Raw genomic sequence first — 14599 nt, 5'->3', positions numbered from 1 at the left:
TAGTTTATTGGTGATGCTGAGAGCACCACTTAACCAAAACACGTTTTAAGTTTTCGAACTTAATTGGCTTGCCAATAAAGTCGTTCATACCCGCTTCAAAGCATCGCTGTTTGTCTGCTGCAAGCACATTTGCGGTTAATGCCACTATGGGTGTGTGCTTATAGGCAGGTAGTTTTCTAATTTTCAATGTTGCCTCAGGGACACCCAATACCGGCATTTGCATATCCATAAAAATAATATCAAACGCCCCTATTTCACATTGTGCTATGGCCTGTTCCCCATCATCAGCTAAACTGATCGACTTTATATTAAACTCAGCCAGCATAGACTCGATTACCACTTGGTTAATATCATTGTCTTCAACCACCAGTGCAGTTACATGGGAAAAATCAATGGACTTTTCGCTACTCTCTTCCAGAAGGCTTTCACTAATAGCAGGGGTTATGAATGTTCGGGTAACATTAAGCTCAAAATAAAACATAGAGCCTTTATCAGGTTCACTTTCTACTTTTAATGACGAATTCATCAAATGTAACAACTTGCTTGAGATAGTCAGGCCAAGCCCAGTGCCACCGAAGCGACGAGTAATAGAAGCATCTGCTTGAGAGAAAGCGTCAAACAAAGAATCTAGCTGTTCATTGGCAATGCCAATACCCGTGTCAGATACACTAAAAGTTACTTTAAACTCATCATTCACTACTTCTTCAATAATGACGTTGAGTAACACGCTACCACGATGAGTGAACTTAATTGCATTGCCTAATAAATTAATGAGTACTTGTTTGAGCCGAGTTTCATCACCTAAAAATATAAAGTCGGTGAGCTCTGGCGTTGTCGTAATAAATAACTCAATACCTTTATTTTCAGCTTGTTGCGAAAATAAATGCGTTAACTCGTTCAACAAGGAGCTTAATTCAATTGGACCTGACTCAAGCTCTACTTTAGCAGCCTCAATTTTACTCAAATCTAAAATATCGTTAATAATAACCAGTAAACTTGCACCTGATGATTTAATGATATTGAGCATCTTTGCTTGCTCTGCCGATAATGGTGTGCGACTTAGCTGCCGAGCCATACCTAAAACACCATTCATAGGAGTTCTGATCTCATGACTCATATTTGCTAAGAATTCAGATTTTACTTTCGCTGTACGCTCAGCTGATTGCTTTGCATCTGCAAGGTCTTTACTTAAAACCCTGAATCGTTCTGCTGCATTCGCTAAAACACCAATTTCATCTTTGCGATTTAAATCATAAATTTTGGCCGAAAGGTCACCACTCAAAAAGTATTTAAAACTAACGGTAAGGCGCTTAATTGCATGCGAAATTTGCAAATGAAACGCAATTGCAAAAGCCACAATATAAATAACAACACCGATCGCAAGGAGCTTTAAAATACGCTCAGAATTTGAAACTGTTTTTTCAGCCTCCGATTTAATTTGTTTTAATCTCGATAAAGAAAGCTCTCTTAGCTGGTTTGATAAGGTACTAAATTCGATAGCATCACCTGCCATAACCACATTGACTAAACTTAAGTAATGACGGTTAGCTTGAATACTTTTAGAGAATTGCTGCTGATAATTAGCAGTAAACTGGGACATTTTATCGAATGTTATCGCAGGACCTTGAAGCACTTGTAGTTTTTGATTAAGCAAGCGCAGTGTAGTATTCACTTTAGCCCTTTTTGAATAGTCTTTCTTCGATAAAAATTGATACGCATCATGATGCATTGAATGCCATAGATTAGTGAGCTCTGCGATACTTAATTTATCTTCTGTATTGATGCTCTTTGATTTCAACTTTTCAAGTTCTGCTATCGCATTAGTGTAGATACTTGGTAACACCTGATAGATTAAATGTGCCCTGACCTCATAGCGTTTTGTAAGTACTGCTAGGTTCTCATCGTATCGACTCAAAAGCTCAGACATCGAATCTAAGTAAACCTGACTGTTTGCTTCATTTTGATTAAAATTTATATTACCTAAACGTTTTTTTATACTTTGAAAGTTATCTTCTATTTTATTAAAAACAGACTTACTCCCTGAGTTGCCGTACACAGAAATATCACGCTGCATCTCTACAATGTCTTTATTTATTCTTAAGATACTCACCGCATAATTACTGATACGGCTAATCTCTATAAATGCCGTTTCTATGGTTTTTAATCGCTTATCCATTACAAAAAAACTAGCACTCAATGCTAATAATAATAGCAGCAGCGCCAGCGACATCTTTGCAGCAATTGATTTAGAAAAGATGTTAAGCAATCTAAGCCCTTATGAATTTAACAATTCAAACCATTTATCTAAGCTGTAATCGTAATTAGGCATCACAGTATTCCATACTGCGATATTTGAAAATCGCTGAATATAGCTACCACCATCACGCTTTTGACCCGCTTTTACAGATACCTTTTCATCGGTACCGCGTAAATCTACAACGGCTTCTTTACCCTCATACCAATAACTCCACTCCGGCTTTGACATTAAGGGCTGGCTTCGCTCTGGGTTTGAAATGTAGTACCCTTGCCTTGCGATAAAAGCTCCTGGATAACCAGATAACCACCAATTCATATAATCGTATGCTGCATCTTTTACATGCCCTTGTGTATTGGCTGATAAGCACATAACACCATGCCAAGCTCGGTAGCCTTCTTTTGGAGATGCATAAACCACGGGAATGCCTGCTCCACGACAAGCACTCACCCCTGGCGAGAACATACTTTGGATGTTTACTCGTTTTGTTTTCATAAAGTCCACCGATTGTGGAACCGATGTCCAAAAGCCAGAAAAATGCCCTTGTCGTTTTTTTTCTAATAAAATAGCAAAAAGTTGATCAATTTCGGCAATACTCATATCGCCCATGTCATTAAAAGTCATTAGTCCCTGACCCTGCGCAGCAAGGTCGCATCAAAGATACCTATTGTAGGGGCGTTTACTAGCGCAACTTTTCCTTTGTGTTTTTCATCAAGTAACCAAGCCCATGATTCAGTTTGATAAGGGATCCCTTGCTCTATCACTTGGGTGTTGTATCCGAATGAGTCAACATTATGAACATAAGGCATAAAGCTAATTGCTTTGCTCGGAGTTTGCGATAGCGTACCGTCGTCTTGAACATAAAGCAGTTTATTAGGAGAGTCGCCCGCGCCAAGCTTAGCTTCAGGGACTATTTTTCCGGTTTTTGTTAATGGGTTTATTTCATCCCAATAAACAAGTCTATCTATATCAATAGGCTGAATTGCCCCCGCTTGCCATAAAATATTAATTGAGTCTGACCATTGTTCGTACAAATCAAATGAACTTGGATTTGCTGCTGCTTTTTGTAAAACGGCGGCGCTTCCCATTGGCGTAAACTCTAGGTTAATGCCTAATTCACGCATTGCCCTGCTTCTGAGTTCTTCTTGCAATGTAACATGTGTGCCAAGCACCCTTAATGTGACTTTATTTTTAGCAAAAACATAAGGTGCTTTAAATGCAAGAGTAGAGACGGCCGCGCCAGCTCCTAAACCTTTAAGAAAACGCCGACGGTCAACTGAGTTAGTCATTTGAAGTTCCAACGAATTTATAGTTTTTAAAGTGTAGAATAAATTTCAAAAATTGATTCAAAAGACATAAAAAAGATGAACTTAAGCTCAAACATACTGGTCGTTATTGTGCAACGAAGGTAAAAGCAATTGCGTTAGGCTTTCATAATTCATTGGCTTACCAAGCAAATAGCCTTGCCCAGTGGCACAGCCCAACTCATCTAGTTTGTTTTTTTGCTCAGCCGTTTCTATTCCTTCAGCAACAATTTGAAGATTAAGAGAGTGCGCAAGTTCAATAATCGTTGAAACAATATCAAGCGCTTGCGAATCAGTTAGCATATCACGTACAAAGGACTGATCTATTTTCAATACATTTAAAGGAAACAGCCTTAGATACGACAAGCTAGAATACCCTGTACCAAAATCATCAAGGGCAATACTTACTTTCATATTGGCAATTAATTTAAGTTGGTTGACCGCATACTCATAGTTTTCAATTAGCGCTGACTCTGTCACTTCTAACTCTAAATATTTACTCGGTAGCTGAGTTTTCTCTAGAATCATCGCGACTGTGTCTACAAGTTTTGAGTCGGTAAACTGTTTAGCGGAAATATTTACGGCCACTTTTGTCGGCACACCTGCATCTAACCAGCGTTTTGCACTAATACAGCTTTTTTCTAAAACTTGCTCGCCTAACCTAAAAATTAAGCCCGTTTCTTCAGCATACTCAATAAAATTCAGTGGTGATATAAACCCGCCCTCATCATCACTTAAACGAACTAAACTTTCTACGCCAACCATTTCGCCACTACGTAAATCGTATTTAGGTTGATAGTGCACATCAAGGGCGTTATTTTCGAGGGCTTTTCTTAACTTATTACCTACATCAAGGCGTTTATTCATTTCAACCTGTAAGTCTGTGCTGAAATAGCAATAACTATTTGCCGCTTCGTTCTTTGCCTTATACATAGCGGAGTCTGCATGGCGAAGCATTTCTTCAACACAATTAGCATCATCAGGGTAAACACTTATGCCTAAGCTTGCAGAAAGAATATGTTGTTCGCCACCAGAGCGAAATGGCTTACTAATTACATTAAGCACTTGATTTATCAAAGGCTCTAGACTCAAAGAATGTGACTCATGAGGGACAACAAGCGCAAATTCATCCCCCCCGACACGTGCAACTGTAATATCGTTACAAGCAAAGCAATCTAAAGAGTGGCCAATATGAGCAATAATTTCATCTCCAATATGATGGCCTTAACGCATCATTTATAAACTTAAATTTGTCCAAATCGAGCAGTAATAAACTTAGCTTAGTGTCATTAAAAGAGGCTCTGGCAATACCTTGAGTTAATCTATCATGCAGTAATACGCGGTTTGGTAGTGAGGTTAGTTGATCATGATGTGACAAGTACGTCATTTGAACCGACATAGCGAGCGTTTCACTAACATCTTGAAAAACCATAACAGCACCGCATTGTTGTTTTTTTTCATTTAAAATTGGTGCTGCGCTATCTTCAACTCGGTGTTCAACCCCTTGTTTACTCGTTAGTTGCGTGTTTATTGCCATCGCCACAGGGCGGTTTTCCTTTAGAGCAACAGTAAGTGGATTTATTGAAGGTGTTTTTGTTGTGGAGTCAGCTAATTTCATCACCTCTTCAATATGACGACCCTTTGCAGCAGTTTGAGACCAGCCCGTAAGCCTTTGCGCTACAGGGTTCATATAAGTAATTTGGGCATGTTGATCCGTTGAAATAACGCCGTCTGCTATCGAATCAATCGTGATACGTAAATGCTCTTTTTCAGCAAATAAAGCAGCTTGGGTATTTTGTAAAATATTCTCTTGCGCTTTAACTTTAACGTGATTTTCTATTCGCAATCGACATAACTTTAAGTTCAGAGGTTTAGAAATAAAATCGATTGCGCCTAAAGACAATGCTGATTCTTCAATTTGTGGATCACCATGTGAAGTAATAACAATAATTCGTAGCTGTTCAAACACTGGGTTGAATTGAAGTTCTTGTAAAATATCAAAGCCACTAATTTTTGGCATTTCTAAATCAAGTAACAAAACATCAGGTTTTGCTTTATGGATTAACTCCAGTGCTTGGGTACTGTCGTTTAAGGTGATTATGTTACCAACATCTTCTAGTGCGTGTTCAAGTTGTAAAGTGTTAATCTCTTCATCATCAATGATAAGAATAGTGCAATTATCGACCATCTTTTTCCCTCTACTACGTATTTGTACCTGATTAAACATAGTTCGAAAATCAAAAAAGCGGCAACACTTTTTCATTAGAAAAATTAAAATTAAATCCATTTTCATTAACTGCTTTAACTTTCTAAGCCAAAGCCAATTCCTTTTAACTAGCTAAAAGAGCGCTTTGCTTGGCCTTACTCTAAATAGTCTTGCTTCGATGCCGCTTTTAAAAACCTTGGTCAACTGCTTTTTAGAATAATTACTCAAATTAGACTTGCAATTATCACATTTCAGCTTACACTTGTTCGCCAAGTGAGCGTACACTTGTAAGCTAAAGGCGGGAAATGAGAGCGTTATTAAATTCATTATCAAAACATTTATTTCATCATCAGTCATGGGCAGGATACTGGGAGCCGGTGGTTCAGTGCTTTAAACCAGGCTGGCGCGAAGACTACTTTCGTGCACAAGTAAAACATGTACAGGTGTTTGCTGAACAAAGCGTTGAGTTGATTATTGAGCCAGAAAAAACATGGCCAGTTCATCAAGCAGGCCAGCACATTGCGTTAACAATCCAAACAAATGGACGATTGCTAACGCGTGTATTTACCATCGCAAGCGAACCGCAATTGGCAAGGCAGCAGCGACAAATTCGTTTATTGATCCGCAGCCAAGAAATCGGCGCATTTACATCAAAGCTAACAAACTTGAGGCCAGGGCAATGGCTTAATATTTCTGAGCCTAAAGGCCAGTTTGTTATGCCAAATACCGCGCGATCTTTAATCATGCTTGCCGGTGGCTCAGGCATTACGCCATTTATAGCCATGCTTAAATCTTTACCTACATACAGCAAACAAACGATTACCCTGCTTTATTATGCAAAGCCAAACAGCCACTGGCTTAAAGATGAGCTTGATCAACTAAAGCAATCACTGAGCAATTTTGATTATCACTTACTTGAGCGCAACAAAGATGGCGATGCGACGACATGGCTGACAACAAACGCGCATAAACACTGGTTAGTGTGCGTCCAGCTGCTTTGTATAAGCAAGCAGCCGCTTTAGCTAAGCAACTAAATACGCCGATAGACAGTGAGCATTTCAGTGCAGTCCCTGCTGTTTTAGTAACCTCTGATAAGCACGATTTAACACTCACTCATCAGGGCAAAACATTCACGATTGATAACCAACAAACCTTACTGACCCACTTACAAGCGAATAAGCAACCTGTAACAGTTGGCTGTGGTATGGGAATTTGCCATCAATGCCAATGCGTTAAAAAGCAAGGCGTCGTACGTGATATTCGCACCGGTGAGCTCTCTGATAGCTCAGAGCAGTTAATTCAACTTTGTATATCGCAACCAGTCAGTGACGTGGAGTTATCAGCATGAACACAACAAAAACAGTCAATTATGAAAAATTAGCAGCTCAACTCGATAGCGTTAAAGCAGATGTAAAATCAAAACTCGGTGAGCAAGACGCGAAATACATTCGCCGCGTTATTGTTTGCCAGCGAGTGTTTGAATGGAGTGGCCGAATTCTATTAATGCTAGGCTTTATTCAGCCTGTTTTATGGCTCGTGGGTGTGCTTAGTTTAGCCACTGCAAAAATCCTCGATAACATGGAAATTGGCCACAATGTGATGCATGGCCAATACGATTGGATGAATGATAAATACATAAATTCAAGGTCTTACGAGTGGGATATAGCGTGCGATGGGGCTAGCTGGAACCGCGTTCACAACTACGAGCACCACACCTATACCAATATTATTGGTAAAGATCGCGACTTCGGTTATGGATTATTACGCTTATCGAATGACTTTCGTTGGCGGATAAAAAACCTGTGGCAATTTGTCACTTACCTATTACTCAGTGTGCTGTTCCAATGGGGTGTGTCGTACCATGAAATGGCAGCCGAGCGCGTATTTTTTGGCAAGAAAAAAGATGACCGTGATTACAAAGTATCGCACAGCGAACTGAAAAAGCGCTTTTTTAGTAAAGGTGCACGCCAGCTAGTGAAAGACTATCTGCTCTTTCCAATGCTTGCTGGGCCTTTATTTTTGTGGGTTTTGGCGGGCAACCTAGCGGCTAATTTATTACGTAACCTATGGACCTCAACCATTATCTTTTGTGGGCACTTTACCGGTGAAGTTGAAACATTTAGCCAACAAGACTGCGAAAATGAATCACAAGGCCAGTGGTATTACCGCCAAGCGTTAGGCTCATCAAATATCAAAGGGGGTAACCTGTTTCATGTAATGACTGGGCACTTGAGCTATCAAATAGAACATCACTTATTCCCAGATTTACCCGCAAAACGCTACCGCGAAATTGCCCCTAAGGTGCAAGCTATCTTTAAAGAGCACGGCATCCACTACAATACCGGCGGCTTCTTTCGCCAGTACTTTTCTGTTGTAAAACGAATTGTGCGCTACTCTTTTCCTTAATTGAAATACGCTAGCAAATTCTGCTAGCGTATAGCTTTAGGTATACTTCCCTTTAAACGCTCTTTCTCGCAGAGGCTATCAAAACTAATTTGATGCCATTTTTAAGAAATGCGCTATTTCAGTATAACCATTTTGAATAGCGAGCTGCTCAGGTGTATTACCATCATAACCTGTTAAATCAAGCCTTGCTTTAGCTTCTACCAATACCTTCACGGCCTCAAAATGTCCATGCCATACAGCATCATGTAAAGGCGTATAACCATTATTAGGACCTTGAGCATTTAGGACACTTTTAAATCCAGGGTATTGACTTAAAAGAGTTAGCATATCAGCCCGACCAAAATAAGCAGCCTTGTGCAAAGCAATCGCGGCCATATAGGCCCCAGTTAGAGTTTGATCCGCACCGTTCTCAAGTAGTATTTTAGCGACAGCTAACTGTCCCTGCATAGCAGCTAATAATAGGGCACTGTGAAAGTCACTACCGTTTTTAAGCACAGGTGCTAAAGCGTTAACATCATAGCCTTTTGAAATTAAGTCTTTTATTTTCTCAACCTTTCGTGCTTGCGATATTGAACTATCTGCAACTACCAAATAAATTGCTGCTTTCTCAATTGCTTTAGCTTGAGTGCGTGCGTGATGTTCAGTAAACAACTGATTTATCCTTGATACATCCTCATTAAGTGAGGCATCATTTGTTTTTCCTCCTGAGCGATTAAACTGTAAGGCTGTAGCTCCCGCAGCTGATAAGACTGTAGTATCAATATCATCTAGACTGAGTAAATACGCTACTGCATCAACATTGCGATGCCACACAGCTAGTAACAAAGGGGTTCCGCCAAGCCTAACAGACTGTAAATTAACATAAGCTCCATTCTCTACTAATAATTTTACCATCGCTAGATTCCGGCCTTGTACTGCTATGTGTAAAGGGGCAATCCCCATTAACTTATCAAGCTGGTTAACATCGGCTCCTTGCGCGATCAGTAATTTTACTTGAGATATATCATTGGCAATAACCGCTTTATGTAAATCTGATAAATTTTGCTTAATATTATGCTCAACAATTGGGGAATAAAGTGTACTTTTACTTTGTACATTAAATCCTGTCAGGCTTGCTAACAGTAATGCTGAAATTAATCTCTTTCTCATAATTGATCGCCCAATGATGAAACTAAGTACTGCTCAATGAGCACATGTTGCCCATCAATTATTCTTAAACGCCAATTTTCTTTAACTTGTACTTCAACATTTTGCCCAGCAAAATCAGAATCAATGTATGTGTGTGCGCTCAAATTAACTCTCAAAGAAAGGTTAAAATATTCTCCGTCAGCAGTAATATCTATTTGCTCAACTGTGTGCCTACAATTAGGTTTAAATGTTGATAATGCCCATTGGTACCATTGTTTAAAGCCCGCGTGCCCCAAAAAATCTCCTTCTGGCAAGCACAAAACAAGTTGCTTTGATAAATGGGGTAAAAACGCTTCGGTTTTTTCTGACAAAGAATCTAACTTATCGAACCATTTATTTACAAATTGCTTAATTATACTCTCTGGCGAATGTAATAAATCAGCAATTTTAGCCACTAAGCGCTCTCCATGTTCGACAGCTCGATTTTGGACATCCGATAACTCATTGTACACCCCCTCTATATAAACCATTCGATGACTATAGATTGGCCTATGGTATTGCATTTTTGCAAGGTAAGCAGTTTGTTCTAGTGGACGCAAAAACTCTTCCACACTGAAATGATTATAGCCAAGAGGTGAATATGCTTCTTCAGGGTCACCGACAGTAACTGATAAAATTAGATGTTTGTTTGCTAATTTGTCACCTTTAGGCCCATAAGCAAAATTGTAAGATAGCACTTCATCAATCCAACGTTTCATAAGCGCTGGAACAGAGTACCAATAAAATGGGAACTGTAAAACAACAACACTAGCGCTTAACAGTGCTTCATGTTCTGAAACTATATCGATCTGTTTTTCACCATATAGTGAATCTAACCGTCTTATAGCTACATCATCATGCCGCGATAACAATGTCTCGATGACAGTCGTATTCGCATTTGATTCTGATAGGTTTGGGTGGCCTGAAATAACTAAAATTTTACTCATGAATTTGCCTTCAAGGTATATAAGGAACGAATTCGATAAGCATAAGATATACTATTAATTAGTTTTAGATGATATTATCAACAATAATTATTAGATAAAAACTAACAATAATGAACGGTACCGACTACTCTCAATTACTTATTTTTCATGCAATTGCTATGGAAGGCAGTATTAGTGGCGCAGCCCGAAGACTAGAAATGACGGCACCTTCAGTAAGTCATGCATTAAAATCTCTTGAACGCTCGCTACACGTACCATTATTTAATCGTACCACTCGGCGAATCGAACTAACTGAAGCAGGCGAACAACTTCGCCAACAGACAAAAACAGCTATAAGCGAATTGTCAGGTGCTTTTGAAAGTGTAAAAGAGTTTAGTGCAACACCAAAAGGGACAGTGAGATTAACAACCCCTCGTTTTGCATTCCAATTATTATTAGAGCCATACTACGAGGAGTTTTGTCGTCGCTATCCTGAGATCCAATTAGAGATATCAATAAATGATGCAACTGTTAACTTGATTACTGATGGTATGGATATAGGTATTCGGTTTGGAGACAAGATTGAGCCTGGCATGGTAGCTAAACCTCTTACTGCACCTTTCAAAGAGGGCTTTTTTTGCTCACCGAGCTATGCTAAAACCTATGGGATCCCTAAAACTATTGAAGATTTAGCTAACCATAAATTAATCCAATACCGATATATAACATCTAAAAAGTTAGTAGCCATTAACTTATTAAATAAAGGGCAGACAACGTCAGTAACAATGCCATTTGCGATGGTCGTGAATGATACGGATTTGATGATTAACGCGGCGAAAAAAGGCCTTGGCATAGGGCGAATGGTAGAGCCAATGTTACATAGCCACTTTAAAGAAGGCACTTTAATTCCAATCCTTGAAGAACATTGGTATCCCTTTTCTGGGCTTTTCTTATACTTTCAGCAGCACAGTCAAAAGGCGCGAAAAGTGAGAGTTCTTATAGATTTTATTCTAGAAAAGAATCGCAAACTTTAAATCTCATTTGATTCAGACCAAACTCGTAACTCATCGAGTATATGCAGTGCTGAGCGGCCAAAGTCAGTAAGCTCATAGGTCACCGCTATCGGGCGCGTGCTAATAACATGACGGGTGATCATCGCTCTACTTTCAAGTTCTTTTAGACGTTGGTCGATCATCTTTTTGCTTGCGCCACCGAGCATACGCGTTAAATCATTAAAACGAACTGGACCATCTTTTAAATGATAGATAATAGATCCCGTCCATTTACCGCCAATCAAACGCATGCCTTTTTCAATAGCACAGGGTTCCATGCAAGCATTTAAAACTTTTTTTCTACCCTTACTATCTGTTTCTACTGAACTTTCCAAAACATCCTCGCATTTTTCAGACTAGTTACAAAAAGGTGACTGGTTGATTTAATAATCTAGGTTACTATTATATACCACAGAATATATTTTGAACACGATAAAGTAATTAGCAAACGGATACTCAACTATGAAAAACGTATTAATTCTTAACGCACATCACTATTACCCTTTTTCTGAAGGTAAGTTAAATGCTGCTTTAATCGAAAAAGCTGACGCTTTTTTTAAAGCAAAAGGCTATCAAACTCGCGTGGTTAATACACAAGACGAATTTGATGTAGAAACTGAACTTGAGAACCATCAATGGGCAGATATCGTCTTTTTGCAATCACCTATTAACTGGATGGGCATGACTTGGTCATTCAAAAAATACATGGATGAAGTGTACACAGCGGGCATGGGTGGAGCGCTTTGCCATGGTGATGGTCGTCATCAAGATAATCCAAAAGCCAATTACGGTAAAGGCGGCACCTTGAATAACACTCAATATATGATGTCGCTGACTTTAAATGCACCTGCAGAATCATTTGCAGATGCCAGTGACTTTTTTGAAGGTAAAAGTGTTGATGACCTTGTTTTCCCAATGCATATGAACTTTAAGTTTTTCGGTATGCAAGTGATGCCAACTTTCGCCTGTTATGACGTGATGAAAAATGCAGACATCGACAGCGACTTTGCGCGCTTTGAAAAACACTTAAACGACAACTTTTAAGGAACACTCATGAGTAACGAATCTGTTTATAGCAACAAACTCCATCCGGGCAGTGCATTTCCTAGTATTAGTGCTGCACTTTTAAATGGTGAAGAGGCTGTTCTTGGTCAACCTCAACACGGTGCAAGCTGGCAGCTTGTTGTTGTTTATCGTGGTAAGCATTGCCCTTTATGTACCCGCTATTTAAATAGCCTCGAGCAATACAAAGCGGCGCTATTAGAAACGGGTGTTGATGTAATTGCTGTTTCAGGTGATAGCAAAGAGCAGCTAGAAGCGCATTTAGAGCAGCTATCTGTGTCATTTCCACTTGCTTACGGTTTGACTACAGAGCAAATGCAAGCATTAGGTACTTACATTTCTGATCCCCGTTCACCACAAGAAACGGATCACCCTTTCGCAGAGCCTGCACTGTTTGTGGTTAACGAGCAAGGTAAAGTACATGTGGTTGATTATTCTAATAATCCTTTTGTAAGACCTGATTTAGCAACTTTGGTAAGCGGGCTTAATTGGATACGCGACCCAAAAAATAATTACCCAATTCGCGGTATGCATAAGTAGAGTGTAGCCATGAGCAAAATGACAGCTTTGCTAATTGGCTTGGTGAGCACAATTATGTGCTCACAACATGCTTTTTCAGCACAACTTCCCCATGCACATATTGCTTCACCCAATCACTATGAAGTATTGCTAGATAACAGTGAAGTACTTGTTTTACGTATGACTTTAGCACCAGGTGAGCAAGATAATTGGCATAAGCATAATGCTGAAACAGTCTATTTTGAGACAGGTGGTAAAGCGACCATCAGTACTAAAGAGTCACAAACAACAATTGAGATCCCTAATGGCTATGTGATGTGGCATGACGCATGGACTCATCAAGTCAAAAATGAGGGTGAAACCACCATCACTGCAATTATTGTCGAAAGGAAATAGGTAGGATCAATTATGGCATTAGAAAACCACCCAATGTGGCGCTTACCTAAGCATCACCTAGATTTAAAAAGTTCACATGACCATGTTCATTGGGTTGAATTATTTTATGACCTTATCCATGTGGTAATCATTTTTTTGCTAGGTAATTTTTTGAGCGACCACTTACATTTAAGTGGTTTTCTTACATTTGCAGGTTTGTTCATCACCGTATGGTTTGCGTGGGCTGACTCCAGCGTTTTTAATTCACTCTATGTCAGTACTGATGTAAAACACCGGCTGATCATGGTCTGCCAAATTGTTACCGCCATGGTTATGGCTGCCTCGATCCCTCATGTACTTGATAAAGGTTGGACATATTTTGCATTAGCCTATGCAGCTAATCGCCTTATTACAGCTTATTTATTTCATCGCACCAATCAATTGGGGGTCGAATCAACAAAATTAGCACGCAGTGTGAGCCGTAACTACTTTGCTCTTGCCATCATTTTTGCTACCACAGCATTTATGCCTGCCCCCTATCGTTATTGGGTGTTTGGCGCTGCGATTGCCGCTATCCAAGTTTTATATATGGCTCCAAAAATTGGTGTACTTGAAAATAAACGCTTTTTACCACGCCTTGGGCATATGTCTGAGCGCTTCGCCCTTTTACTACTTATTGTCGTAGGCGAAGGTTTCTTTAAATTGGTGATTACTTTATCTGAAAAAGGAGTTTATAAAGTCGACCCCACTGTACTGGCTAACTTTATGTTTGGTGGTATTGCGGTATTTGTGCAATGCTGGATTTACTTTGATTTTGTTGGCAATGGTAAACCTAAAAATCAACACAAATGGACACTCGTAAGTTGGTGGTTAGCTCACCTATTTTTAATGCTATGTGCAGTTATGGTTGGCGTTGCACTCGCCGGCGAAGTGAAAGCCGGGTTTTGGCAGCCGTACCCCCTAAAATATGGTGTCATTGGTTGTGTAGGGTTAGCAGGCTACTTATTAAGCTTATTGTGGATCCAGCTAATGATCGAACATCGCGTAGCCCATCGTTTTGCTACAGCCAAAGTAAGAATGTTTGGCGTCATACTTGCTTTAGTTACCATTCCCATTTTACCCCATGTGCCTTCGCTCATTGGCAACTTACTTTGGGGCACTGCACTGATTTCACAAATTGCCTACCCAGTCACTCGCGCATACTTTACCCTTTCAAAAGAAGAAGCTAATTCATAACGATTAAAACACCTTTGCAAAAACGACAAAGGTGTTTTGTTATCCTTGCTGTTTTTCGCAAATAAATTTAGCGCCACAATACCCTCATTACT

14 protein-coding genes and 1 pseudogene are annotated in these 14599 nt (G+C 39.6%); 8 read left to right on the top strand and 7 right to left on the bottom strand.

The genetic code is table 11. The features are described 5' to 3' along the window. Window positions 1–4: 4 nt before the first annotated feature. The 4 genes and pseudogenes from ACRWSG_RS18925 to ACRWSG_RS18910 all read right to left on the bottom strand — a co-directional run bounded on the left by ACRWSG_RS18925 (window position 5) and on the right by ACRWSG_RS18910 (window position 5746). A complete protein-coding gene (locus tag ACRWSG_RS18925; protein WP_462167190.1) occupies window positions 5–2266 on the bottom strand; it encodes an ATP-binding protein in 2262 nt (753 codons plus the stop codon). A 9-nt stretch (window positions 2267–2275) separates the two neighbouring features. Then, window positions 2276–3543 (bottom strand): annotated as a pseudogene (locus ACRWSG_RS18920) (ABC transporter substrate-binding protein). Between the two features lie 87 nt (window positions 3544–3630). After that, a complete protein-coding gene (locus ACRWSG_RS18915) occupies window positions 3631–4749 on the bottom strand; it encodes a putative bifunctional diguanylate cyclase/phosphodiesterase (protein WP_462167540.1) in 1119 nt (372 codons plus the stop codon). 13 nt (window positions 4750–4762) lie between these two features. Continuing rightward, window positions 4763–5746, bottom strand: a complete 984-nt coding sequence (locus ACRWSG_RS18910; protein WP_462167188.1) for a response regulator — start codon at window positions 5744–5746, stop codon at window positions 4763–4765. A 323-nt stretch (window positions 5747–6069) separates the two neighbouring features. Between ACRWSG_RS18910 and ACRWSG_RS18905 the strand changes: the two genes are divergently transcribed. The 3 genes from ACRWSG_RS18905 to ACRWSG_RS18895 are packed head-to-tail and all read left to right on the top strand — an operon-like array spanning window position 6070 to window position 8170. Next, window positions 6070–6786, top strand: coding sequence for an FAD-binding oxidoreductase (locus ACRWSG_RS18905; protein WP_462167187.1), 717 nt, complete (start codon window positions 6070–6072; stop codon window positions 6784–6786). After that, a complete protein-coding gene (locus ACRWSG_RS18900) occupies window positions 6762–7112 on the top strand; it encodes a 2Fe-2S iron-sulfur cluster-binding protein (RefSeq protein WP_462167186.1) in 351 nt (116 codons plus the stop codon). The genes ACRWSG_RS18905 and ACRWSG_RS18900 overlap by 25 nt, the downstream gene beginning before the upstream one ends. Beyond that, window positions 7109–8170 carry a fatty acid desaturase family protein gene (locus ACRWSG_RS18895; protein WP_294408326.1) on the top strand — a complete coding sequence of 354 codons (1062 nt, stop codon included), beginning with the start codon at window positions 7109–7111 and terminating at the stop codon, window positions 8168–8170. Before ACRWSG_RS18900 ends, ACRWSG_RS18895 begins: the two co-directional genes overlap by 4 nt. A gap of 84 nt (window positions 8171–8254) precedes the next feature. On the opposite strand, the gene ACRWSG_RS18890 is transcribed toward ACRWSG_RS18895, so the two are convergent. Together ACRWSG_RS18890 and ACRWSG_RS18885 are read right to left on the bottom strand one after the other, a co-directional pair. Next, on the bottom strand, window positions 8255–9319 hold the full coding sequence (locus ACRWSG_RS18890; RefSeq protein WP_054553549.1) for an ankyrin repeat domain-containing protein: 1065 nt from the start codon (window positions 9317–9319) through the stop codon (window positions 8255–8257). Continuing rightward, complete coding sequence (locus ACRWSG_RS18885) at window positions 9316–10284, bottom strand: NAD(P)H-dependent oxidoreductase (protein WP_462167184.1); 969 nt, start codon at window positions 10282–10284, stop codon at window positions 9316–9318. Before ACRWSG_RS18885 ends, ACRWSG_RS18890 begins: the two co-directional genes overlap by 4 nt. Window positions 10285–10394: 110 nt before the next feature. On the opposite strand from ACRWSG_RS18885, the gene ACRWSG_RS18880 reads away from it, so the two are divergent. Then, the gene (locus tag ACRWSG_RS18880; protein WP_138617853.1) at window positions 10395–11297 is read left to right on the top strand and encodes a LysR family transcriptional regulator; all 903 of its coding nucleotides are present in this window, start codon (window positions 10395–10397) and stop codon (window positions 11295–11297) included. Here the strand turns inward: ACRWSG_RS18880 and ACRWSG_RS18875 are convergent. Beyond that, entirely contained in the window at window positions 11294–11650 is a 357-nt protein-coding gene (locus ACRWSG_RS18875; RefSeq protein WP_054553546.1) for a winged helix-turn-helix transcriptional regulator, read from the bottom strand. The genes ACRWSG_RS18880 and ACRWSG_RS18875 overlap by 4 nt on opposite strands. A 127-nt stretch (window positions 11651–11777) precedes the next feature. On the opposite strand from ACRWSG_RS18875, the gene ACRWSG_RS18870 reads away from it, so the two are divergent. From ACRWSG_RS18870 to ACRWSG_RS18855, 4 genes are read left to right on the top strand one after another with little or no spacing between them, the layout of a single operon-like run. Beyond that, complete coding sequence (locus ACRWSG_RS18870) at window positions 11778–12359, top strand: NAD(P)H-dependent oxidoreductase (RefSeq protein ID WP_199528759.1); 582 nt, start codon at window positions 11778–11780, stop codon at window positions 12357–12359. A 9-nt stretch (window positions 12360–12368) separates the two neighbouring features. Then, window positions 12369–12917 carry a redoxin domain-containing protein gene (locus ACRWSG_RS18865; protein WP_054553544.1) on the top strand — a complete coding sequence of 183 codons (549 nt, stop codon included), beginning with the start codon at window positions 12369–12371 and terminating at the stop codon, window positions 12915–12917. Window positions 12918–12926: 9 nt separating this feature from the next. Then, complete coding sequence (locus tag ACRWSG_RS18860) at window positions 12927–13292, top strand: cupin domain-containing protein (RefSeq protein WP_228482482.1); 366 nt, start codon at window positions 12927–12929, stop codon at window positions 13290–13292. A 12-nt stretch (window positions 13293–13304) separates the two neighbouring features. Continuing rightward, window positions 13305–14507: a low temperature requirement protein A gene (locus ACRWSG_RS18855; protein WP_462167183.1), complete on the top strand. Its 1203-nt coding sequence runs from the start codon at window positions 13305–13307 to the stop codon at window positions 14505–14507. The last annotated feature ends 92 nt before the right edge of the window (window positions 14508–14599 follow it).

Source organism: Pseudoalteromonas sp. GB43 (assembly GCF_054923805.1).
The sequence above is the reverse complement of the archived record's forward strand: the minus strand, read 5'-3'. Positions and strand labels throughout refer to the sequence as shown.